The organism is Pseudomonas sp. MF09156 (genome assembly GCF_059862305.1).
The window spans coordinates 708,658-732,435 of record NZ_JCBCUR010000001.1 but is presented as its reverse complement, the minus strand read 5'-3'; the positions used below and the strand labels follow the sequence as shown (position 1 = coordinate 732,435).

Here is a 23,778-nt window from a genome sequence, read left to right as displayed (position 1 = left end):
GGCGATGAGGCCCTTGAGTCATACGCTGATCCAACGGACGCCATCGCCGGCAAGCCGGCTCCTACCTGTTTTGTAAGTGCCCGCCCAATCTGTCTTTACCCAAGCTTTACCCTCCCCTGACCGCCGCTGACCTTGATCTTCGTAATCTACTCACATCCGGAATCACCGGAACCGAGACAAGGAGAAACACCATGCGCAAGACCCTTATCGCTCTGATGTTCGCCGCAGCCCTGCCTACCGTCGCCATGGCCATGCCAGAAGGCCAAGGCCCGATGGGCGGCCCTGCTGGCCACATGATGGGTGGCCCGGGCCACGGCGGTGAACACGGCATGCGCGGCAAAGGCGGCCCTTTCAGCCAGCTCGACCTGACCCGCGAACAGCGCCAGCAGATCGGCAAGCTGATGGGCGAACAACGCGAAGGTCGCCAGCAACTGGTCAAGAAGTACCTGGACAAACTCCCGGCTGCTGAGCAGAAAGCCATGAACGACGAAATGGCCGCCGCCAAGCAGAAAACCCAGGCGGATATCCGCGCCCTGCTCAAGCCTGACCAGCAGAAGAAGTTCGACGAAATGGCGAAGAAACGCGCCGAACGCCAAGCCGAGTGGCAGCAATTCCAGGCCTGGAAAGCGCAACAACCGCAAAAAGCGCAATAATGCGTTAGCAACCTCCCAGCCCAGTGGCCCGTGCCGCTGGGCTTTTCCTGTTTGAGGGTTTCCTGTGCGTTCACTCTTCTGGCGCATCCTTGCCAGTTTCTGGCTGGCCATCGCCCTGGTTGCCGGGCTGTCGATCCTGCTTGGGCATATGCTCAACCAGGACGCCTGGATTCTCAGCCGCCATCCCGGCCTCAATAACCTGGCCGAAGAATGGACCCAGCGTTACGAAACCCAAGGCGAGGACGCCGCCCAGGACTTGTTGCAACAGCGCAAGCGCCAGTACCACGTCGATGTACAAGTGCTCAACGAGAGCGGCGACCCGGTGGTGCGTGGCACCTTCCCGCGCCGTGCCGCCGCCTTCGAAGCGCGACAGCATGAGAGCCACGAAGGCCGGCTGCCCTGGCGCCGCCTGACAGCCGAGTACACCAGCGAAAAAACCGGCGACACCTACCTGCTGATCTACCGCATTGCCCTGCCGGAGCTGGATGCCTGGCACCGCAGCAGCCTGCTCTGGCCCTTGAGTGCCCTGGCGATTGCATTGGTGGTGCTGACCCTGTTCAGCCTGCTGGTGACCCTGTCGATCACCCGCCCCCTCAGCCGCCTGCGCGGAGCGGTACATGATCTGGGCCAGGCCACATACCAGCAAAACAGCCTGGCGCGCCTGGCCGACCGGCGCGATGAATTTGGCGTGCTGGCCACCGACTTCAACCGCATGGGCGCACGCCTGCAAAGCCTGATCGGCAGCCAGCGGCAATTGCTGCGCGATGTGTCCCACGAACTGCGCTCGCCACTGGCCCGCCTGCGGATCGCCCTGGCCCTGGCCGAACGGGCCACCCCCGAGGCGCGGGAAAAACTCTGGCCACGCCTGACCCTGGAATGTGATCGCCTGGAAGCGTTGATCAGCGAAATCCTGGTCCTGGCGCGGGTGGATGCCGACAACGCCAGCGCCGAAGACATCGACCTCAACACCCTGCTCAAGACCCTGCAAAAGGACGCCCAACTCGGCGCCCCGGACCAGGAAGTACAGCTTCACGCCGACCCGGCGCTGACACTCAAGGGCTGGCCACATATGATCGAGCGGGCACTGGACAACCTATTGCGCAATGCCCTGCGCTTCACCCCGCCCAGCCAGCCAATTGAAATGCGCGCCCAGCGTGAAGGCGAACGCATTGTGATCAGTGTGCGCGACCATGGCCCGGGCGTGGATGCCGAGCACCTGCAAAAGCTGGGCGAGCCGTTTTACCGCGCCCCCGGGCAAACCGCCCAGGGGCATGGCCTGGGCCTGGCCATCGCCCGCCGGGCCGCCGAGCGTCATGGCGGCAGCCTGACCCTGGCCAATCATCCCGTCGGCGGTTTTATCGCCACCCTGGACTTGCCCTTGCAACCGGGGATTGCAGCCCACCCCTGAAGATCTTCTATGATGGCCCTTCTCTTATGGAGGGCCTTTGATGACTGATCTGCTCACCTCGATCCAGCGTGCACTCGATCTGCCGCCCACACCGCTGGCGACCGCCGAGGCCGGCGCCTTGCCCTCAGCTTTCGCCGTCACCGAGTTGGCTTGCGCCAGCATGGGTGCCGCCGCCCAGGCCCTAGCCCGGTTGCTGGAACAACAGACCGGGCGCCTGCCCCTGGTCAGCGTGGACCGGCGCCTGGCCTCATTCTGGTTCTCCAGTTCCCTGCGCCCACAGGGCTGGAGCGTGCCGCCGTTGTGGGACCCGATTGCCGGCGACTACGCCTGCGCCGACGGCTGGATTCGCCTGCACACCAACGCCCCTCACCACCGCGCGGCTGCCGAGCGTGTGTTGGGACAGGTCGCGGACCGGGCGGCGATGACGCTCAAGGTCGCCCCATGGAGCGCTGCCGAGCTTGAGCAGGCGATTGTCGACGAGGCCGGCTGCGCCGCACAGATGCGCACCTGGCAGGAGTGGCAAGCCCATCCCCAGGGGTTGGCGGTCAATCAGGAACCGTTGCTGGTGCGAAAACGCTTCGACACGGCCGGCAAAACCCGCTGGCTCGGCAACGTGGCGCGCCCGCTGGCGGGGGTCAAGGTACTGGACCTGACCCGCGTGTTGGCCGGCCCCGTGGCCAGCCGTTTTCTCGCCGGCCTTGGCGCCAATGTCTTGCGCATCGACGCCCCCGACTGGAACGAACCCGGGGTCGTGCCGGAAATGACCCTGGGCAAGCGCTGCGCGCGCCTTGACCTTAAACACCCCAGCGACCGGCAATTGTTCGAAAGCTTACTCAAGGATGCCGACATTCTGTTCCACGGTTATCGGGCAGATGCGCTGGAGCAACTGGGTTACAACGCGAGCGCCTTGCAGCAGATTGCCCCCGGCCTGATCGACGTCAGCCTCAACGCCTACGGCTGGAGCGGCCCGTGGCGCAATCGCCGGGGCTTCGACAGCCTGGTGCAGATGAGCAGCGGCATCGCCCACGCCGGCATGCTGTACAAACAGGCAGATAAACCGGTGCCGCTGCCGGTGCAGGCACTGGACCATGCCACCGGCTACCTGATGGCGGCCAGTGCGATACAGGCCTTGGCCGAGCGCTTGAGCAGTGGGCATGGGGGTTCGGCACGGCTGTCGCTGGCGCGTACGGCGAAGCTGTTGATCGAGGCGGGACAAGACAAACAGCCAGCGTTGCGTGAAGAAGAACCGGGTGATCAGGGGCTGCTGGTAGAGCAGACGGCCTGGGGGCCGGCCCATCGTTTGCTGGCGCCGGTCAGTCTTACCGGGACTCCGCTGCAATGGGATTTGCCGGCTGGGGAATTGGGCGCGCATCGGGCACAGTGGTGACCTTGGAAGGGTCATCGCGGCGATGCGGCGACCCGACAAGCCCGCTCCCACAGTTGATCGTGTGCAGATCAAACAACTCGGTCAAATGTAGGAGCGGGCTTGCCCGCGATGAGGCCCACCAGGCACAACAATTTCACAAGGTCAGCACCCCGCTGTACAACCCATACGCCGCCAGGCTCGCCCCGGCGATCACGCAACTGAAAATTCCTTTTTCCAGCAACGTAAACAACGGCTGGCCCTGCTCGCGCTTGGCCTGGGCGAACAGGATCACCCCTGGGGCATACAACAGCGCCGACAGCAGTAGGTATTTCAAGCCGCCGGCATACAGCAGCCACACCGCATACCCCAGCGCAATCACCCCCACCAGCAGGTCCTTGAGCCGCTGGCCATGGGCTCCCTCGTAGGTTTCCCCGCGCCCGCACAGCAGCACGGCATAGGCCGCCGACCATAAATACGGCACGAGGATCATCGACGACGCCAGGTAGATCAGCGTGGTGTAGGTACTGGCCGAAAACAACGTGATCACCAGGAACAGCTGGATCATCACATTGGTCAGCCACAACGCATTGACCGGCACCCGGTTGGCGTTTTCCTTTTTCAGGAAGGCCGGCATGGTCTTGTCATGGGCAGTGGCGTAGAGAATCTCGGCGCACAGCAAGGCCCATGACAGCAACGCGCCGAGCAGCGACACCGCCAGGCCGATGCTGATCAACATCGCGCCCCAGGGCCCGACGATATGTTCCAGCACGCCCGCCAAGGACGGGTTCTGCAGGTTGGCCAACTCCGGTTGGCTCATGATCCCCAAAGACAGCACGTTGACCAGCACCAGCAGGGCCAAGACCCCGACAAACCCGATCACCGTGGCGCGGCCCACGTCCGAGCGTTTTTCCGCGCGCGCCGAGTACACGCTGGCGCCTTCGATGCCGATAAACACAAACACGGTGACCAGCATCATGTTGCGCACCTGGTCCATCACCCCACCAAATTGCGGGTTGCCCAGGCCCCAGATATCCCGGGTGAAAATATCCGCCTTGAACGCCACGGCGGCGATCACGATAAACATCAGCAGCGGCACGATCTTGGCCACGGTGGTGACCTGGTTGATAAACGCGGCCTCCTTGATCCCGCGCATCACCAGAAAATGCACGGCCCACAGCAGCAGCGACGCACAGCCGATCGCCACCGGCGTATTACCCTGGCCAAACACCGGGAAAAAATAGCCCAGGGTGCTGAACAGCAGCACGAAGTAGCCGACGTTGCCCATCCAGGCACTGATCCAATAGCCCCAGGCCGACGAGAACCCCATGTAGTCGCCAAAACCGGCCTTGGCGTAGGCGTACACACCCGAATCCAGGTTGGGCTTGCGGTTGGCCAGGGTCTGGAACACAAAGGCCAGGGTCAGCATGCCAATGGCGGTGATGCCCCAACCGATCAGGATCGCTCCCACCTCGGCCCGCGCGGCCATGTTCTGCGGTAACGAGAAGATCCCGCCGCCAATCATTGAGCCCACTACCAACGCCACCAGGGCGCTGAGGCGCAGCTTTTGTGCCGGTTGCGACATAGAAACTCCTGCAGATGAAACCGTCATCGAGCTAACAACTGTGCACTCGGCTAATTTATCGAAAACATGCAACGTTTATTAGCTATAGCGAATAAAACTGCTCGCCTCATAACTTAATGACATTTCAGTTAGTCGAGTTTAGGCAAATTTAGAATTTAAATACCACTTGTCTTTTATCCATGAGGGGTATCTGACAAAGCCTCTTGAAAAAGTTTGCACATTTGCGAAAACGGGCTAGCTTCAAACATCCACGCCTTAGGCATATAGCATTAACCCGAACGGATAAAAGCTCTGGGACGCGCTTATCCGAGCAATTATACGCCCGCTACATTTATTCATAAGTCTTTAATTCACAATGGAATGTGCCAATGAAGTGATCTGAGTCAGCTGTTTGAATAGCGCACAGTTTTATTCTGTGGTCTCTCTTCTCCTGCATTGGAGTCACGCAATGTCTGAATCCCCCGGAAAACTTCGATTAGGCGCCCTTGTTGCTCTAGTTGTGGGCTCAATGATTGGCGGCGGGATCTTCTCGTTGCCGCAAAACATGGCCGCCAGCGCCGATGTCGGTGCGGTATTGATTGGTTGGGTTATCACTGCCGTAGGTATGTTGACCCTGGCCTTTGTATTCCAGACCCTGGCCAACCGTAAACCTGACCTGGACGGCGGCGTGTACGCCTACGCCAAGGCCGGTTTTGGCGACTACATGGGTTTCTCCTCCGCCTGGGGCTACTGGATCAGTGCCTGGCTGGGCAACGTCGGCTACTTCGTGCTGTTGTTCAGCACCCTCGGTTACTTCTTCCCCATCTTCGGCGAAGGCAACACCCCGGCAGCGGTGATTGGCGCGTCGGTGTTGTTGTGGGCTGTGCATTTTTTGGTACTGCGCGGGATCAAGGAAGCCGCATTCATCAACCTGGTGACCACGGTCGCCAAGGTCGTGCCGCTGGTGCTGTTTGTGTTGATCGCCCTGTTCGCGTTCAAGCTGGACATCTTCACCGCTGATATCTGGGGCGTGAAAAACCCCGACCTGGGCAGTGTGATGAACCAGGTGCGCAACATGATGCTGGTCACCGTCTGGGTATTTATCGGTATCGAAGGCGCGAGCATCTTCTCGTCCCGTGCCGAAAAACGTTCGGACGTGGGCAAGGCTACCGTCATCGGCTTTATCACCGTGCTGCTGTTCCTGATGCTGGTGAACGTGCTGTCCCTGGGGATCATGACCCAACCGGAACTGGCCAAGCTGCAGAACCCGTCGATGGCGGCCGTGCTGGAGCATGTGGTCGGCCATTGGGGCGCGGTGTTGATCAGCGTCGGCTTGATCATCTCGTTGCTGGGCGCGCTGCTGTCGTGGGTGCTGCTGTGTGCAGAGATCATGTTCGCCGCCGCCAAAGACCACACCATGCCGGAGTTCCTGCGTAAGGAAAACGCCAACCATGTGCCGGTCAACGCCCTGTGGCTGACCAACGCCATGGTCCAGATCTTCCTGGTGATCACGCTGTTTTCCGCCAGTACCTACCTGTCGCTGATCTACCTCGCCACCTCGATGATCCTGGTGCCCTACCTGTGGTCGGCAGCCTACGCGCTGTTGCTGGCGGTACGCGGCGAGACCTACGAGGCGGCCCTGGCCGAGCGCAAGAAAGACCTGTTCATCGGCTCCATTGCCCTGATCTACGCGGTCTGGCTGCTGTATGCCGGTGGCACCAAATACCTGCTGCTCTCCGCCCTGCTCTACGCCCCCGGCGCGATCCTGTTCGCCAAGGCCAAGCGTGAACTGGGCAAACCGATTTTCACCAACGTCGAGAAGCTGATTTTCGCCGCAGTGGTCATTGGCGCCCTGGTGGCGGCCTATGGGCTCTACGACGGCTTCCTGACCCTGTAACACCTGAATCTTTTTGTTCACTGGAGGATCTGTAATGACCACGGAAAAAGTTAAGTACGGCGTACATTCCGAAGCCGGCAAACTGCGCAAAGTCATGGTGTGTTCCCCAGGTCTGGCCCATCAGCGGCTGACCCCCAACAATTGCGACGAACTGCTCTTCGATGACGTGCTCTGGGTGGCCCAGGCCAAGCGCGACCATTTCGACTTCGTTACCAAGATGCGCGAGCGCGATATCGATGTGCTGGAAATGCACAACCTGTTGACCGAGATTGTCGCCATCCCCGAAGCGCTGGACTGGATCCTGGAGCGCAAGATCACCGCCAACACGGTTGGCCTGGGCCTGGTCGATGAAGTCGGCTCGTGGCTCAAAAGCCTGGAGCCGCGCAAGATCGCCGAGTTCCTGATCGGTGGTGTATCCGCCGATGACCTGCCAAGCAGCTTCGGTGGCAAGACCATCGAGATGTTCCGCGACTTCCTCGGCCACTCAAGCTTTATCCTGCCACCGCTGCCCAACACCCAGTTCACCCGCGACACCACCTGCTGGATCTACGGTGGCGTGACGCTCAACCCGATGTACTGGCCGGCGCGACGCCAGGAAACCCTGCTGACCACCGCCATCTACAAGTTCCACCCAGAGTTCACCAACGCCGACTTCCAGATCTGGTACGGCGACCCTGACCAGGAGCACGGTGCAGCCACCCTGGAAGGCGGCGACGTGATGCCAATTGGCAACGGCGTGGTGTTGATCGGCATGGGCGAGCGCTCCTCCCACCAGGCCATCGGCCAACTGGCGCGCAACCTGTTCAAGAACAAGGCCGTGGAAAAAGTCATCGTTGCCGGCCTGCCCAAGTCCCGCGCCGCGATGCACCTGGACACCGTGTTCAGCTTCTGCGACCGCGACCTGGTAACCATCTTCCCCGAAGTAGTGAACCAGATCGTCGCCTTCACCCTGCGCCCTGACGAGAGCAAGCCCCACGGCATCGATATCCACCGCGAGAAAACCAACTTCCTCGACACCGTGGCCGCAGCCCTTGGCCTCAAGGCCCTGCGTGTGGTGGAAACCGGCGGCAACAGCTTCGCCGCCGAACGCGAACAGTGGGACGACGGCAACAACGTGGTGGCCGTGGAACCTGGCGTGGTGATCGGTTACGACCGCAACACCTACACCAACACCCTGCTGCGCAAGGCCGGTGTGGAAGTCATCACCATCAGCGCCGGCGAACTGGGCCGGGGCCGTGGCGGCGGCCACTGCATGACCTGCCCGATCATTCGCGACCCTATCGACTACTAAACGACCATCTCCCCGGCGGCATCCACCCGATGCCGCACGGGCCGATTACCGAATCCAAGGAGAATCATCATGGCGTTCAACATCCACAACCGTAACCTGCTGAGCCTGGAACACCACACCCCGCGCGAACTGCGCTACCTGCTGGACCTGTCCCGCGACCTCAAGCGCGCCAAGTACACCGGCACCGAGCAGCAGCACCTCAAGGGCAACAACATCGCGCTGATCTTCGAGAAAACCTCGACCCGCACCCGATGTGCCTTCGAAGTCGCGGCCTATGACCAGGGCGCCAACGTTACCTACATCGACCCGAACTCGTCGCAGATCGGCCACAAAGAAAGCATGAAAGACACCGCCCGCGTACTCGGGCGCATGTACGACGCCATTGAATACCGTGGCTTCAAGCAGGAAATCGTCGAAGAACTGGCGAAGTTCGCCGGGGTCCCGGTGTTCAACGGCCTGACCGATGAGTACCACCCAACCCAGATGATCGCCGACGTGTTGACCATGCGTGAACACGCTGACAAGCCGATCCACGACATCAGCTACGCCTACCTGGGCGACGCCCGCAACAACATGGGCAACTCGCTGCTGCTGGTCGGCGCCAAGCTGGGCATGGACGTACGCATCTGCGCACCAAAGGCCCTGTGGCCCCACGATGACCTGGTGGGTCGCTGCAAAAAATACGCAGAAGAAAGCGGTGCACGCATCACCCTCACCGAAGACCCGAAAGCCGCGGTCAAGGGCGTGGACTTTATCCACACCGACGTCTGGGTCTCCATGGGCGAGCCTGTGGAAGCCTGGGCCGAGCGTATCGAGCAACTGCTGCCGTACCAGGTCAATGCCCAATTGATGAAAGCCACCGGCAACCCACGCACCAAGTTCATGCACTGCCTGCCGGCGTTCCATAACAGCGATACCAAGGTCGGCAAACAGATTGCCGAACAGTATCCGCACCTGGCCAACGGCATCGAAGTGACCGACGACGTGTTCGAGTCCCCGGCCTGCATCGCCTTCGAGCAAGCGGAAAACCGCATGCACACCATCAAGGCGATCCTGGTTTCGACGCTGGCGGACCTGTAACCCAACACCGCTCCCACTGATGTAGCACGGGCAATGTGGGAGCGGGTTTTATGTGGGAGCCGGGCTTGCCCGCGATGCAGTCACCTCGGTCTGCCAGACATAGCGAGGTGAGGCCATCGCAGGCAAGCCAGCTCCCACATAAAGCCCGCTCCCACACTTGCTCCGGTGTTCACAAGGCCGAATTCTAGAAGGATTGCATTATGCGTATCGTCGTTGCACTGGGCGGTAACGCCCTGCTCCGCCGTGGTGAACCCATGACAGCGGACAACCAACGCGCCAATATCCGGATCGCCACCGAGCAGATTGCCAAGATCCATCCGGGCAATGAGCTGGTGATCGCCCACGGCAATGGGCCACAAGTCGGCCTGCTGTCGCTGCAAGCCGCCGCCTACACCCAGGTTTCGCCCTACCCGCTGGACGTGCTGGGTGCCGAAACCGAAGGCATGATCGGCTACATCATCGAACAGGAACTGGGCAACCTGCTGGACTTCGAAGTGCCTTTCGCCACCCTGCTGACCCAGGTTGAAGTGGACGCCAACGACCCGGCTTTCCAGAACCCGACCAAGCCGATCGGCCCGGTCTACTCCAAGGCCGAAGCGGAAAAACTGGCCGCCGAAAAAGGCTGGGCGATTGCCCCCGATGGCGATAAATATCGCCGGGTGGTGGCCAGCCCACGGCCCAAACGCATCTTTGAAATCCGCCCGATCAAGTGGCTGCTGGAAAAGAGCAGCATCGTGATCTGTGCTGGCGGCGGCGGCATCCCGACCATGTATGACGAGAATGGCAAGCTCAAGGGCATCGAGGCGGTGATCGACAAAGACCTGTGCTCCTCGCTGCTGGCCCAGCAACTGGAAGCCGACCTGCTGGTGATCGCCACCGACGTCAACGCGGCGTTTATCGACTTCGGCAAGCCGACGCAAAAGGCCATCGGCCAGGCGCACCCCGACGACATGGAAAAACTTGGCTTCGCCGCCGGCTCCATGGGGCCCAAGGTCCAGGCCGCCTGCGAGTTCGCCCGCAACACTGGCAAAACCGCAGTGATCGGTTCACTCTCGGACATCGAAGCCATCGTCCAGGGCACCGCCGGCACCCGTATCAGCACGGCAAAACCTGGCATCACCTACCTATAACTACACCAGGGCGGTTGTTGCAGCCGCCCTTCTCCAATGCCTTGTTAAGGAGAGACGCCTATGGCCATCTTTGAACCCGGTCACTTGCATATCGAACGCCACGCGTTGAATGCCCAGGATCACAGCTACGACCTGTGCATCGACTATGAAGTCAGCCAGGACCCGAAGGAAGGCAAGGGAATGCTCTTCAAAATGCACGGCTCCGTGCAGGGCAAGGACCTCAAGGAAGAATTCTTCCTGCCCAAGGACCAGGCCTACGACTTTGCCCGCCATGCCATGAACATCGCGCAGAAATACGGCATGCCGAAAACCGCGGTGCTCAACGGTGGCATGCATAAACAGTACGACCTGATGTTCGAGGATGTGCGCCACCAACTGGATGTAAAACCGGGCGACCCGATCAAGCCTGAACACCTGGAATAACCAAAACAGCTCAAATGTGGGAGCTGGCTTGTGTGGGAGCTGGCTTGCCTGCGATGCAGGCACCTCGGTGTGTCAGTCACCCCTCGATGATGCTATCGCAGGCAAGCCAGCTCCCACATTTTTGATCTCCACCCCCGCTCAGGCATACTGGCCACCCTCCGCATTGCAGAATCAACATCCACCCCATGCGTATCCACGTCAGCTTCATCGACCGCGTCGGCATCACCCAGGAAGTCCTGGCCTTGCTCGGTGGGCGCAATCTCAACCTGGATGCGGTGGAGATGATCCCGCCCAACGTCTACATCGACGCGCCGACCCTGAGCGTGGAGGTGCTGGAAGAGTTGCGCGATGCGCTGTTCAGCGTGCAGGGCGTACAGGCGGTGACGGTGGTGGATATCCTTCCCGGCCAGCGCCGTCACCTGCAACTCGACGCCCTGCTGGCGGCCATGACCGACCCGGTCCTGGCCCTGGACAGTGCCGGCAAGGTGCTGCTGGCCAACCCGGCGCTGATCGCCCTGTATGGTCGCGAGCCGGCTGGCGAAAGCATCGCCGAGCTGTTTGAGGATCCGGCGCTGCTGGAAGCCTTGCTCGAACATGGCTTTCGCCTGCCCCTGCGCGAGATCAGCGTCAACGGCCAGACCTTGCTGCTGGACGCCACACCGATCACCGATGCCGGCGCGCTGCTGACGTTGTACCAACCCAACCGTATCGGCGAGCGACTTTCGGCGCTGCACCATGACCATGCCGAAGGTTTCGACGCACTTTTGGGCGAGTCGCCGGCGATCCGCACCCTCAAGACCCGTGCGCAACGAGTGGCGGCCCTCGACGCCCCGCTGTTGATCCAGGGCGAGACCGGCACCGGCAAAGAGCTGGTGGCCCGCGCCTGCCATGCCATCAGTGCGCGCCACAGCTCGCCGTTCCTGGCGCTGAACTGCGCGGCACTCCCGGAAAACCTCGCCGAGAGCGAGCTGTTCGGCTACGCCCCCGGCGCCTTTACCGGCGCCCAGCGCGGCGGCAAGCCGGGGCTGATGGAGCTGGCCAACCAGGGCACGGTATTTCTCGACGAGATTGGCGAAATGTCGCCGTACTTGCAGGCCAAGCTCCTGCGTTTTCTCAATGACGGCAGCTTTCGCCGGGTCGGCGGCGACCGCGAGGTCAAGGTCAATGTGCGCATCCTCAGCGCCACCCACCGCGACCTGGAGAAAATGGTCAGCGAAGGCACCTTCCGCGAAGACCTGTTCTACCGCCTCAATGTGCTGAATGTGGAAGTGCCGCCCCTGCGCGAACGCGGCCAGGACATCCTGCTGCTGGCCCGCTACTTCATGCAGCAGGCCTGCGCGCAGATCCAGCGCCCGGTCTGCCGCCTGGCGCCGGGCACTTACCCGGCGCTGCTGGGCAACCGCTGGCCGGGTAACGTGCGCCAGTTGCAGAACGTGATCTTCCGCGCCGCCGCCATTTGCGAAAGCAACCTGGTGGACATTGGCGACCTGGATATCGCCGGCACCTCGGTCGCCCGCCAGAGCGACGGCGAAGTGGACAGCCTGGAACAGGCAGTGGAGGACTTTGAGCGCAGCCTCCTGGAAAAGCTCTATACCACCTATCCCTCGACACGCCAGTTGGCCAACCGCCTACAGACGTCTCACACCGCTATCGCCCATCGATTGCGCAAGTACGGCATCCCCGGCAAGCCATGATCACCAAAAAACCCGGCGCCCACGCTGGATCACCGCCCCGGTCGCGCTGAAAAACAGCTGCTGGGCCATGGCCGCGCTCAGGCGTGAATAGTAGATGGCGATCACGTCGCTGTCGGTCTTGTCGGCCAAGCCTCTAAAACTCATAAAGCGTTGTTCCGGGCGCTTGAGATGGCCGGCAGTGAAATCCGCATTGGCCGCCCCGGGAGTGCGGTAGTGAAAATGGGCGTAAGCCAACACCCTGCCCGCCTTGTCCTTGACCACATACTCCTGCAAAAAGTCATGCTCGCGCTTGAGCGCAATGCGCCCCTCTATCGGTAGGATCTGCACCTCATTCTGACTCTTGAGGTAGGCAATCCCCTCTTCATCCGGCGCCAGGCGCTTGACCATTTCGATCCGGATCAACCGGCCATGCTCCACCAGGCGGCTGGCGGCCTGCCCCAGTTCCTTGAGCAGAGGCTGTGCGACAGCAGCGGTTTTCTCTTGCTCCAGGGCTTTGCGGATCTTGTCGGCCACCGTGCTGATTTTGCCGGCATGCCGCAACAGCCGGGCCTCGACGCTGGCGGGCAGGCTGGAAATACGCGCCTCGTTGCGGGCCTGCTCCAGCACGCTCGCCTGCCTGTCCAGCAGTTTGCGCCCATCGTCCTTGAGCCGCTCCAGGGAGCGCACCGCGCGCGCAGGCGGGGCGCTGGCCTCGGTGATCGACTCAAACTCATCCAGGCCAGGGGTCTGGCGAAAGCTCGCCACCACGCTTTGGTCAACCGGGTTGATAACATCGACAATGTCCTCGTTCAACTCCGGCGTACGCGCACGCACCTGGCCCACCAGGTACCGGCTCTTGCGGTCACGGATCAGGCGCTTGCCGCTACCCACCGCAGGCCTGGGCCTGGACGCGGGGGCCTGTTCGCGCTCGCGCAGCAACGTCGCCAGGGAGCCGCGGGCCTCGTGCTCCATGGCGTTGAGCATTTTGTGCAAGCGTTCGACGCTGCCCTCATACAGCAGGTCAGAAGCCATATCACCAAAGTCGCGTAGGGAGGCCTGGGTGGTGTCGTACTCGAACAGAATCGCCTCATACCCGTCGATGCGTTGCTGCACACTCAGTGAGCTGGCGTCTTGCAAGGTTTTTTGCGACTGCACCGATTGGATCGTCTCGTCGATCAGGGTCCCGATGCGGATGAAATCGTCATACTCCTCCGGCAGCGGCGGCCGGCGCAGGATCACCCCACCCAATGCCTTCAGTTGTACGGACTTCCAGTCCAGCGGCGTGCCCAGCGTCGAGGGCTGCAACGCATCAGCGCGTGATTCATACCCGGGCACCTCGGTCAGCCGGGCATAGTTGTTGCGTTCCAGGATGCTCAAATCGATCAGCTTTTCGTTGTAGCCAATGATCGTCTGCGTAGCCTGAACGAGCGAGTGGTGGGCTGCCTGAACCACGGCCACATCTTCATGGTCCAGTTGCTCATGCAACTGGCTACGGCGCTCGGCAGGCAGCACCTCGGTGGCGCGGTTGGTGACCAGCACTGCCATGCGCACCCGCAGGTTTTCGACCAGATCTTCCAGTTGCAGGATCCTCTCCGGTTCGAAGCGCTCCACGGGTTTGTTGGCGTTTTTTGCAAGTAACGCGTCCAGCTTGTCGAACTGCGCCCGGCTGAGTTTCTCCAGGTCGCCCAGGTAATGGTTGCGCAGGTCCTGCAGGGACTGATCAAAGAGTTTTTCCGGGCTGCCCTCGTGTGCCTCTTTAAAGTGCTCTTCGCTGGCTGCCACGGCACTTTCAGCCTCAAGCAGGCGCGCCGTGGTCTCCTGATAATGGTGCTCAAACATCTGGTTCTGGCGCTGGATATTGGCGCGTCGGGCGGCCGCCGAAAGCTTTGGATGGCCGCCGAGCAATTGCAGGCCCAGGTCGACGTTCCACACCCCGTGTGCATCCTTGCGCAGCCAGGGGCCGACGCGCTGGGGGGCTCGTAGGTCGATGATGCGCCAGCGCCCCTCAACCTGCCTGACCCCATACAGCTTGCTGTCCAGCAGCATGTAATCTTCATGGCTGACGGTTGCGTCGGCGCGCAGCACCGCAACTCGGCCCCGTACGGGACTGTCCGGCGAGTTGATCGCAGGGGTCGCCGGCCACTGCTCGCGGCGCCCGGGCGACCAGCGAAAGGTTGCCAGTTGTGCCTGCTGCGCCGCGTCGAGACGCAGCCGCGAGTTGGCCCAGGACAAATCCATACCCGTCACATCCGCCCGCGAACGCTGCCAGGCAGAGGCCGACAGCGTTTGCTGAACATGGGCCGTGGAGGTCTGGATGGGCGCCGACCGGAACTCGCTCAGCCGTAAGCGTTGATCAAGGCTGACGACCGGGCTCAGTAGCAAACCTGCGAGGCTGCCGAGCAATTCGGCCAGGGTAGTGGCCGATTCTTCCTGGCTGGCCCCGGCCGGCAACGCCAACACCGCACGAAAACTGCCATACACCTGGGCCAACCACCCCGCCACCGCCACCGACCCTCTGAGCATTGGCAGCAGGGCATTGAATATCTGCCATAGGTTGTTCTTGAACAGCGTCCAGCGCAGCGCCTCGACCGAGGTTGCGCGCTGTTCGGCGGCCTGCCACAGGCTCTTGGCGTTGTCATCGAAAACCGCCTCCAGGAACACCCCCGGCACGCACTCGTCACTGAGCAACGCCGGGCTGGAGGGGGCCGGCACGGCGTATTCGTCCCCCTGTAGAAAACGCTGCACATGAGGGCTGAGAAATCCACCATTGCCGAACAACGCCCGGCTCTTGTCAGGCAGGCGCTCAAGCACTAGCGCCTGCAAATCACTGCCGGGTCGCGCGATCTCGTCGAGCAGCGCCTGGCGGCTGGCAAACTGTTGCAGGGCCGCCTCGGCCTGATCGGGCCGATACAGGATATGGGGCAATTCACCGTTATCCCGCGCACCGAGCACAAACAGGTTGCGGGCCTTGTGCACGGCGCCACCGGCATGGGTCAGGAACGCCAGGGGCCGGGCGACGATCACTTGGTTGCCGACTGTGCGCTGCAGGGGATCGTCCTGCAGCAGTGCGAGTACCACCGCTGCGCCTGACGGGGTAAACCCGTTGCGCCGGCGCAGGCTGTTTTCAAGGGCCCGCAGGGGCAACTGGAGCGCCATCTGCTCGACAAACAGGCGCCGGCGCCGTGCCGACTCTAGCGGGTCCACCAGCAACGCCTGCTTGAGCAGCGCCGGGTAGTGCAGGCCCACATCGACCGTTTCGATGAGTTTTTTCAGGTACGCCGGCTGCATCCACCTGGCGGGCACAACGCCTGGCCCGGCCTGGTGGCTGATCTGCACACTGGCGTAGGGGGTGGCGAAGGGGTTTTCCAGGGCCCAGGAGGTCAAGGTCCTGGTGCTGCGTTGCGTCCAGCCCACCGTTGCACCCTGGGTGCGTTCAAACGTCAGCAGGTAATCATCCGGGTTGATTGCCGCATGTTGCGGGTAATCCAGGCGCATCTGGCGTTGCAGCGCTTTGCGCGCAAACACGTCAATCGGGTCCAGGCCATCGAGGAACGACGCGCCACCCGTACGCTTGTGCAGGTGCGCCAGGCGCTCCAGCCATTGGCCGTAAGTGTGCCGATCAGCGCTGCTGGCCGCCTGCAACCACACTGGCAACTGCTCTTCGTGGGGCGGCTGGACATAATCGGCCTCGAACCAGACCTCGGGCGCAGTGAGCTTGTGCAGCAGGCGCTTGTAGCTGTCGACATCGGGCAATGCCGACCAGTCGACCCGCTTCAGCGCCCTGAACTGGCGCTCCAGCAAGGCCTGGGCCTGCGCATCGAAGACATCGCCCTGGGGCTCCCGGAGCCCCCATCTGACAAGCAGGCCGGGGCTGTAGTGGCTCATGTAGCGTGGCAGCAGGTTGCCCAACTCATCCAACGTACTGAGCTTGAGCACGCTCATCGCCGGCACATAGACCAGGTTGACCTGGTGCTGCGCCACCTCGCGCTGCAAGACCAACAGCGGCAGCCATTCGCCCGGCAGCCCATCCTGCCCCGCATACACTTGATAAATCCGCAGCACGTGGACCCCGCCCAGCGCCTGGCGATCCGCCTGGTACCCCCAGAGTTCTTGCGGCCCGTCGCCCAGGCCCAGGAGCTTTTGGCCTTGCTCCTTCGTCAGCGGCGGGTTCTGCCGGGCGCTGAGCAGGCACTCGCGCAGCTGCTTGGCGACCGCCCCCCAGCGACTCAAAGCTGTGTCGCCTGGAACATGGGCGTTCCAATAGGCCAACAGCCTCGCGTTAAAACCATCGGGCAATTCGGGCGCCAGGGTGTTGAGCATGATCGCGACATCATTGACCGAAACAGCGCCAATGAACGGGACAAGGCCCTGGGTTACCGAGCTGACCAGCACGCAATGCTGACCTGGCACATAACTTGGCACGTCGCGGCTCATGCAGCGCCGGATCAGGGCGTCGCTCAAGGTGCTGAGCTGGGCATAGCTGACGCCACTGGCCTGGGACGGCTGCCTTAAACCGATCCAGGTGCTGCCGGCCTGCAAACCGCTGTCACTGAATTGGTCGTTGATCCATTCCTGGATCATCGACTCGGCCACTTGCGCCAATGTCGGGCGCTGGGCGAACAGGTGCGCGAGAAAGTCGCGGGAAGCCTGTAGTTGTGAAATGCCCTGATTGGCCTCAATTGAATTGCTCATGCTGCGCGTCCTGATCGTCGGGAAGGGCAAAAAATACGCCGCTCTCTACTGCACTGTGCGCTGCATAAGTCTCCTGGCGTTAGCCACGGGGGAACTTATCGTAGCGAAAACGCTACACCGGAACGTTTTCAATACACCACTGATCGGCCTTCGCTATGCAAGGCTTTGATCCAGATAGGCTTTTTTTCCGCCGTCGATCTGTAGCGAATTCGCTACATGACGGTTGAGCAAATGTTTTTAGATTCATCACAACCATTTGATTTATAACAATAAAATTATATTGGCCGCGTTTTTGCTAAGGACTTTCCCATTCTAATCCCGTCCACCAGACGATTCTGGCCCTGAGGAGTTTCCATGAGCGAATTGCGTTTTACTGAAGATCACGAATGGCTGCGCGCCGAAGCCGACGGCAGCGTCACCGTGGGTATTACCGCGTTCGCGCAAAACGCCCTGGGCGATGTGGTGTACGTGCAATTGCCTGAGCTGAAGGCCTACGACCAGGGTGCCGAAGCCTCCACCGTGGAGTCGGTCAAGGCTGCCAGCGGCGTGTACATGCCCCTGACCGGCGAAGTGCTGGAAGTGAACGACAAGCTCAGCGACAGCCCGGAGTTGGTCAACGAAGACCCGATGGGCGAAGGCTGGTTCTTCCGCTTTAAACCGGCTGATGCCACTGCGGTAGCTAAGCTGTTGGATCAGGACGCATACGACCGCCTGATCAAAGCCAACGCCCAAGCTTGAGGAGCGCGCCATGACCGTTAATTTGAGCACCGCCAACGAGTTTATCGCCCGCCATATCGGCCCGCGCCAGGATGACGAGCAGCAGATGCTCGCGACCCTGGGCTTTGATTCCCTCGAAGCCCTGAGCGCCAGCGTGATCCCGGAAAGCATCAAGGGCACCGCCGTGCTCGGCCTTAGCGATGGCCTGAGCGAAGCCGATGCCCTGGCCTCGATCAAGGCCATCGCCGCCAAGAACCAACTGTTCAAGACTTACATCGGCCAGGGCTACTACAACTGCCACACACCGTCGCCGATCCTGCGCAACCTTCTGGAAAACCCGGCCTGGTACACCGCCTACACGCCGTACCAGCCGGAGATTTCCCAGGGTCGCCTGGAAGCGCTGCTGAACTTCCAGACCCTGATCAGCGACCTCACCGGCCTGCCGATCGCCAACGCCTCGCTGCTCGACGAAGCCACCGCTGCCGCCGAAGCCATGACCTTCTGCAAGCGCCTGAGCAAGAACAAGGGCAGCAACGCGTTCTTCGCTTCGGTGCACAGCCACCCACAGACCCTCGACGTGCTGCGCACCCGTGCCGAGCCGCTGGGCATCGACGTGGTGGTGGGCGATGAGCGTGAACTGACCGACGTCAGCCCGTTCTTCGGCGCGCTGCTGCAATACCCGGCCAGCAACGGTGACGTGTTCGACTACCGCGAACTGACCGAACGCTTCCACGCCGCCAACGCCCTGGTGGCCGTGGCCGCCGACCTGCTGGCCCTGACCCTGCTGACCCCACCGGGTGAGTTCGGTGCCGACGTGGCCATCGGCAGTGCGCAACGCTTCGGCGTGCCGCTGGGCTTTGGTGGCCCGCACGCCGCTTACTTCTCCACCAAGGACGCATTCAAGCGCGATATGCCGGGGCGTCTGGTTGGCGTGTCCGTAGACCGTTTCGGCAAGCCGGCCCTGCGCCTGGCCATGCAGACCCGCGAGCAACATATCCGGCGCGAGAAGGCCACCAGCAACATCTGCACCGCCCAGGTACTGCTGGCCAACATCGCCAGCATGTACGCGGTGTACCACGGCCCCAAAGGCCTGGTGCAGATCGCCACGCGCATTCATCACCTGGCCGCGATCTTGGCCAATGGCTTGACCGCGCTGGGCCTCAAGGTTGAACAAGAGACCTTCTTCGACACCCTGACCCTGGCCACCGGCGCCAACACTGCAGCCCTGCACGACCAGGCCCGTGCCCAGCGCATCAACCTGCGCGTCGTGGACGCGGCACGCCTGGGCCTGTCGGTGGACGAAACCACCACCCAGGCCGACATCGAAACCCTGTGGAGCGTGTTCGCAGCCGGCAAAGCCCTACCGGACTTCGCAGCCCTCGCCGCCAGCGTCGACAGCACCCTGCCTGCCGCACTGCTGCGCCAGTCGCCGATCCTCAGCCATCCGGTGTTCAACCGTTATCACTCGGAAACCGAGCTGATGCGCTACCTGCGCAAGCTGGCCGACAAGGACCTGGCGCTGGATCGCACCATGATCCCGCTGGGCTCGTGCACCATGAAGCTCAACGCCGCCAGTGAAATGATCCCGGTGACCTGGGCCGAGTTCGGCGCCCTGCACCCGTTCGCCCTGCCTGCGCAAAGCGCCGGCTACCTGCAACTGACCAGCGAACTGGAAGCCATGCTTTGCGCGGCCACCGGTTACGACGCGATCTCCTTGCAACCGAACGCCGGCTCCCAAGGCGAGTACGCAGGCCTCTTGGCCATCCGTGCCTATCACCAGAGCCGTGGCGATGAACGTCGCGATATCTGCCTGATTCCTTCGTCGGCCCACGGCACCAACCCGGCCACCGCCAACATGGCCGGCATGCGTGTGGTCGTCACCGCCTGCGACGCCCGGGGCAACGTGGACATCGAAGACCTGCGCGCCAAGGCCATCGAGCACCGCGAACACCTCGCCGCACTGATGATCACCTACCCGTCGACCCACGGCGTGTTCGAGGAAGGCATCCGCGAAATCTGCGGGATCATCCATGACAACGGCGGCCAGGTGTATATCGACGGCGCCAACATGAACGCCATGGTCGGCCTGTGCGCCCCGGGCAAGTTCGGCGGCGACGTGTCGCACCTGAACCTGCACAAGACCTTCTGCATCCCCCATGGCGGTGGCGGCCCGGGTGTTGGCCCGATTGGCGTCAAGTCGCACCTCACGCCATTCCTGCCCGGCCACGCGGCCATGCAGCGCAAGGAAGGTGCGGTGTGTGCAGCACCGTTCGGCAGCGCGAGCATCCTGCCGATCACCTGGATGTACATCAGCATGATGGGCGGCGCGGGCCTCAAGCGCGCTTCGCAGTTGGCGATCCTCAATGCCAACTACATTTCCCGTCGCCTGGAAGAGCACTACCCGGTGCTGTACACCGGCAGCAACGGCCTGGTGGCCCACGAATGCATCCTGGACCTGCGCCCACTCAAGGACAGCAGTGGCATCAGCGTGGATGACGTGGCCAAGCGCCTGATCGACTTTGGGTTCCATGCGCCGACCATGTCGTTCCCGGTGGCTGGCACTTTGATGATCGAGCCGACCGAAAGCGAATCCAAGGAAGAACTGGACCGCTTCTGCGACGCCATGATCGCCATCCGCGAAGAGATCCGCGCCGTGGAAAACGGCACGTTGGACAAGGACGACAACCCGCTGAAAAACGCTCCGCACACGGCAGCTGAAATCGTCGGTGAATGGAGCCATCCGTACAGCCGTGAACAAGCGGTGTATCCGGTAGCGTCGCTGATCGAAGGCAAGTACTGGCCGCCGGTGGGCCGGGTCGACAACGTGTTTGGCGATCGCAACCTGGTGTGTGCGTGCCCCTCGATCGAGAGCTACGCGTAACCTGAGCGGTAGAACGCGGTCAATGTGGGAGCTGGCTTGTCGGGTCGCCGCATCGCCGCGATAGCGGTGTATCAGTAACAGAAATGTTGCCTGACCCACCGCTATCGCGGCGATGCGGCGACCCGACAAGCCCGGCTCCCACAGGGATCGGGTACAACCGAAAATCTGCGCCCAATAATAAGAAACCGGAGAACAACTCATGTCTTTAAGCGTGTTCGACCTGTTCAAGATTGGCATCGGCCCCTCAAGCTCTCACACCGTCGGCCCGATGCGTGCCGCCGCCCGCTTCGTCGAGGGCCTCAAGCGCGATAACCTGCTGGGCGCCACCGCCAGCATCAAGGTGGAGCTCTACGGATCTCTGGGTGCCACCGGCAAAGGCCACGGCAGCGACAAGGCCGTGTTGCTGGGCCTGGAAGGCGAACACCCGGACACCGTGAACACTGAAACCGTGGCCGCACGCCTGGCACAGATGCGCAGCGACGGTCGCTTGAACCTGCTCGGTGAACACAGCATTGCGTTCAACGAGAAAGAACACCTGGCGATGATTCGCAAACCCCTCGCCTATCACCCCAACGGCATGATCTTTCGTGCGTTTGACGCCGCCGGCATCCAGATTCGCAGCCGCGAGTACTACTCGGTGGGCGGCGGTTTTGTGGTGGATGAAGACGCCGCCGGCGCCGACCGGATCGTCGAAGATGCCACGCCCCTGACCTTCCCCTTCAAGCACGCCAAGGATTTGCTCGGCCATTGCACCACGTATGGGCTGTCCATCAGCCAGGTGATGCTGACCAACGAAAGCGCCTGGCGCCCGGAAGCCGAGACCCGCAGCGGCCTGCTGAAGATCTGGCAGGTCATGCAGGACTGCGTGGCCGCCGGCTGTCGCAATGAAGGGATCCTGCCCGGGGGCTTGAAGGTCAAGCGCCGTGCGGCCGCGCTGCATCGCCAACTGTGCAAGAACCCGGAATCGGCGCTGCGCGACCCGCTGTCGGTGCTGGATTGGGTCAACCTGTATGCCCTGGCGGTCAATGAAGAAAACGCCAACGGCGGGCGCGTGGTCACGGCGCCCACCAACGGTGCCGCCGGGATCGTGCCGGCGGTATTGCATTACTACATGCGCTTTATTCCCGGTGCCAATGAAGACGGCGTGGTGCGCTTCCTGCTCACCGCCGCGGCCATCGGCATCCTCTACAAAGAAAACGCCTCGATCTCCGGGGCTGAGGTCGGCTGCCAGGGCGAAGTGGGCGTGGCCTGTTCCATGGCCGCCGGGGCCTTGTGCGAAGTGCTGGGCGGCACGGTTTCCCAGGTGGAAAACGCCGCTGAAATCGGCATGGAGCACAACCTCGGCCTGACCTGCGACCCGATTGGCGGTTTGGTGCAGGTGCCCTGCATCGAGCGCAACGCCATGGGCTCGGTGAAGGCGATCAATGCGGTGCGCATGGCCTTGCGCGGCGACGGGCAGCACTTCGTGTCCCTCGACAAGGTGATCCGCACCATGCGCCAGACCGGCGCCGATATGAAAAGCAAATACAAGGAAACCGCCCGTGGCGGTTTGGCCGTCAACATTATCGAGTGCTGATGCTTATAAATGCGCCAGCACGTTTTTCAGGAGCTGAATATGTCCACCCAAACCCTGTTGAAAACCCCGCTGCACGCCCTGCATCTTGAACTGGGCGCGCGCATGGTGCCGTTCGCCGGCTATGACATGCCGGTGCAATACCCCCTTGGCGTGATGAAAGAACACCAGCACACCCGTGAGCAGGCCGGGCTGTTCGATGTGTCGCACATGGGCCAGATCCGCCTGACCGGCGCCAACGCCGCCAAGGCCCTGGAAACCCTGGTGCCGGTGGATATCATCGATCTGCCCGTGGGCATGCAGCGCTACGCCATGTTCACCAACGATCAGGGCGGCATCCTCGATGACCTGATGGTCGCCAATCTGGGTAACGACGAGCTGTTTCTGGTGGTCAACGCCGCCTGCAAGGATCAGGACCTGGCGCACCTGCGTCAGCATCTGGGCGAGCAATGCCAGATCGAGCCGCTGTTTGAAGAACGCGCCCTGCTGGCCCTGCAAGGCCCGGCGGCAGTCAAGGTGCTGGCGCGCCTGGCACCGGAAGTGACCAAGATGACCTTTATGCAATTTGCTCCCCTGCGCCTGCTGGGGGTGGAGTGCTACGTCAGCCGTTCCGGCTATACCGGCGAAGACGGCTTTGAGATCTCGGTACCTGCGGCCAATGCCGAGAGCCTGGCCCGCAGCCTGCTGGCCGAAGCCGAAGTTGAAGCCATTGGCCTGGGCGCCCGCGACTCCCTGCGCCTGGAAGCCGGCCTGTGCCTGTATGGCCACGATATGAACACCGAGACCACGCCGATTGAGGCCAGCCTGCTGTGGGCAATTTCCAAGGCGCGTCGTGCCGACGGCGCACGTGCCGGCGGTTTCCCGGGCGCAGACCGGATCTTCACTCAGCAGCAGACCGGCGTCAGCCGCAAGCGCGTCGGCCTGCTGCCCCAGGAACGTACGCCGGTGCGTGAAGGTGCAGAAATTGTCGACGAACACGGCACCGTAATCGGCAGCGTGTGCAGCGGCGGCTTTGGCCCCAGCCTCGGCGGCCCGCTCGCCATGGGCTACCTCGACACGGCCTTTACCGCGCTGGATTGCGAAGTCTCAGCGCTGGTGCGTGGGAAAAAGGTGCCACTTCGTGTAAGTAAAATGCCATTCGTGCCACAACGTTACTACCGAGGCTGATTGACTGTTCCTATAAGTAACGCGGTTGTGTTCATTTGCACTAATCTGTAACGCAACCGCCATAAAACAGTGCACTGACGATAGTCAATGTTATGTCGATTAACCTATAACAAGTGATCCACGCTATCGAATAACACAGCCCGACAATAGTTGGCTGAAGTGTCATGAAGGCGAGTAAATACGCGACTTGCAGAGGGCTTGTTTTTTCCGTCTTAGTTGTCGTAGAGTTTGCTCACTGTGTTTGCATGGGTCGCTTGGAACCTGGA

The 23,778-nt window shown here is 62.0% G+C and carries 15 protein-coding genes; 13 read left to right on the top strand and 2 right to left on the bottom strand.

From position 1 onward, the window contains the following. Positions 1–191: 191 nt before the first annotated feature. From AC19YY_RS03420 to AC19YY_RS03410, 3 genes are all read left to right on the top strand, one after another. Entirely contained in the window at positions 192–653 is a 462-nt protein-coding gene (locus AC19YY_RS03420) for an LTXXQ domain protein (RefSeq protein ID WP_169954692.1), read from the top strand. Between the two features lie 64 nt (positions 654–717). After that, positions 718–2,061: a sensor histidine kinase gene (locus tag AC19YY_RS03415; RefSeq protein ID WP_500603858.1), complete on the top strand. Its 1,344-nt coding sequence runs from the start codon at positions 718–720 to the stop codon at positions 2,059–2,061. Between the two features lie 40 nt (positions 2,062–2,101). Further along, on the top strand, positions 2,102–3,448 hold the full coding sequence (locus AC19YY_RS03410) for a CoA transferase (protein WP_500603857.1): 1,347 nt from the start codon (positions 2,102–2,104) through the stop codon (positions 3,446–3,448). Between the two features lie 133 nt (positions 3,449–3,581). Here the strand turns inward: AC19YY_RS03410 and arcD (AC19YY_RS03405) are convergent, their stop codons facing one another. Further along, entirely contained in the window at positions 3,582–5,009 is a 1,428-nt protein-coding gene (gene arcD, locus AC19YY_RS03405; protein WP_170056863.1) for an arginine-ornithine antiporter, read from the bottom strand. A gap of 448 nt (positions 5,010–5,457) precedes the next feature. Between arcD (AC19YY_RS03405) and arcD (AC19YY_RS03400) the strand changes: the two genes are divergently transcribed. The 6 genes from arcD (AC19YY_RS03400) (at position 5,458) to gcsR (ending at position 12,503) form a co-directional block, all read left to right on the top strand. After that, entirely contained in the window at positions 5,458–6,885 is a 1,428-nt protein-coding gene (arcD, locus tag AC19YY_RS03400; protein ID WP_169954688.1) for an arginine-ornithine antiporter, read from the top strand. Positions 6,886–6,919: 34 nt separating this feature from the next. Beyond that, positions 6,920–8,176, top strand: coding sequence for an arginine deiminase (gene arcA / locus AC19YY_RS03395; protein WP_169954687.1), 1,257 nt, complete (start codon positions 6,920–6,922; stop codon positions 8,174–8,176). Between the two features lie 69 nt (positions 8,177–8,245). Further along, on the top strand, positions 8,246–9,256 hold the full coding sequence (locus tag AC19YY_RS03390) for an ornithine carbamoyltransferase (RefSeq protein ID WP_038442811.1): 1,011 nt from the start codon (positions 8,246–8,248) through the stop codon (positions 9,254–9,256). Between the two features lie 200 nt (positions 9,257–9,456). Then, a complete protein-coding gene (arcC, locus tag AC19YY_RS03385) occupies positions 9,457–10,386 on the top strand; it encodes a carbamate kinase (protein WP_170041908.1) in 930 nt (309 codons plus the stop codon). A 60-nt stretch (positions 10,387–10,446) separates the two neighbouring features. After that, a complete protein-coding gene (locus AC19YY_RS03380; RefSeq protein ID WP_169954685.1) occupies positions 10,447–10,809 on the top strand; it encodes a DUF5064 family protein in 363 nt (120 codons plus the stop codon). 185 nt (positions 10,810–10,994) lie between these two features. Continuing rightward, positions 10,995–12,503, top strand: a complete 1,509-nt coding sequence (gene gcsR / locus AC19YY_RS03375) for a transcriptional regulator GcsR (RefSeq protein ID WP_169954684.1) — start codon at positions 10,995–10,997, stop codon at positions 12,501–12,503. Here the strand turns inward: gcsR and AC19YY_RS03370 are convergent, their stop codons facing one another. Continuing rightward, positions 12,504–17,174, bottom strand: coding sequence for a hypothetical protein (locus AC19YY_RS03370; protein WP_500603856.1), 4,671 nt, complete (start codon positions 17,172–17,174; stop codon positions 12,504–12,506). A 354-nt stretch (positions 17,175–17,528) separates the two neighbouring features. Here AC19YY_RS03370 and gcvH point away from each other — a divergent pair, with 354 nt between their 5' ends. The 4 genes from gcvH (at position 17,529) to gcvT (ending at position 23,512) form a co-directional block, all read left to right on the top strand. Beyond that, positions 17,529–17,912, top strand: a complete 384-nt coding sequence (gcvH, locus tag AC19YY_RS03365) for a glycine cleavage system protein GcvH (protein WP_169954682.1) — start codon at positions 17,529–17,531, stop codon at positions 17,910–17,912. 10 nt (positions 17,913–17,922) lie between these two features. Further along, positions 17,923–20,772: an aminomethyl-transferring glycine dehydrogenase gene (gene gcvP, locus AC19YY_RS03360; protein WP_500603855.1), complete on the top strand. Its 2,850-nt coding sequence runs from the start codon at positions 17,923–17,925 to the stop codon at positions 20,770–20,772. A 199-nt stretch (positions 20,773–20,971) separates the two neighbouring features. Next, positions 20,972–22,348, top strand: coding sequence for an L-serine ammonia-lyase (locus tag AC19YY_RS03355; protein ID WP_169954680.1), 1,377 nt, complete (start codon positions 20,972–20,974; stop codon positions 22,346–22,348). A gap of 39 nt (positions 22,349–22,387) precedes the next feature. Continuing rightward, positions 22,388–23,512: a glycine cleavage system aminomethyltransferase GcvT gene (gcvT, locus tag AC19YY_RS03350; RefSeq protein ID WP_500603854.1), complete on the top strand. Its 1,125-nt coding sequence runs from the start codon at positions 22,388–22,390 to the stop codon at positions 23,510–23,512. Positions 23,513–23,778: the final 266 nt, after the last annotated feature.

Bases quoted from the DNA above. Each gene is read 5' to 3' on its own strand.
- AC19YY_RS03420 (WP_169954692.1), top strand. From the start codon at position 192: ATGCGCAAGACCCTTATCGCTCTGATGTTCGCCGCAGCCCTGCCTACC.
- AC19YY_RS03410 (WP_500603857.1), top strand. From the start codon at position 2,102: ATGACTGATCTGCTCACCTCGATCCAGCGTGCACTCGATCTGCCGCCC.
- arcD (WP_170056863.1), bottom strand. From the start codon at position 5,009: ATGTCGCAACCGGCACAAAAGCTGCGCCTCAGCGCCCTGGTGGCGTTG.
- arcD (WP_169954688.1), top strand. From the start codon at position 5,458: ATGTCTGAATCCCCCGGAAAACTTCGATTAGGCGCCCTTGTTGCTCTA.
- arcA (WP_169954687.1), top strand. From the start codon at position 6,920: ATGACCACGGAAAAAGTTAAGTACGGCGTACATTCCGAAGCCGGCAAA.
- AC19YY_RS03390 (WP_038442811.1), top strand. From the start codon at position 8,246: ATGGCGTTCAACATCCACAACCGTAACCTGCTGAGCCTGGAACACCAC.
- arcC (WP_170041908.1), top strand. From the start codon at position 9,457: ATGCGTATCGTCGTTGCACTGGGCGGTAACGCCCTGCTCCGCCGTGGT.
- AC19YY_RS03380 (WP_169954685.1), top strand. From the start codon at position 10,447: ATGGCCATCTTTGAACCCGGTCACTTGCATATCGAACGCCACGCGTTG.
- gcsR (WP_169954684.1), top strand. From the start codon at position 10,995: ATGCGTATCCACGTCAGCTTCATCGACCGCGTCGGCATCACCCAGGAA.
- AC19YY_RS03370 (WP_500603856.1), bottom strand. From the start codon at position 17,174: ATGAGCAATTCAATTGAGGCCAATCAGGGCATTTCACAACTACAGGCT.
- gcvH (WP_169954682.1), top strand. From the start codon at position 17,529: ATGAGCGAATTGCGTTTTACTGAAGATCACGAATGGCTGCGCGCCGAA.
- gcvP (WP_500603855.1), top strand. From the start codon at position 17,923: ATGACCGTTAATTTGAGCACCGCCAACGAGTTTATCGCCCGCCATATC.
- AC19YY_RS03355 (WP_169954680.1), top strand. From the start codon at position 20,972: ATGTCTTTAAGCGTGTTCGACCTGTTCAAGATTGGCATCGGCCCCTCA.
- gcvT (WP_500603854.1), top strand. From the start codon at position 22,388: ATGTCCACCCAAACCCTGTTGAAAACCCCGCTGCACGCCCTGCATCTT.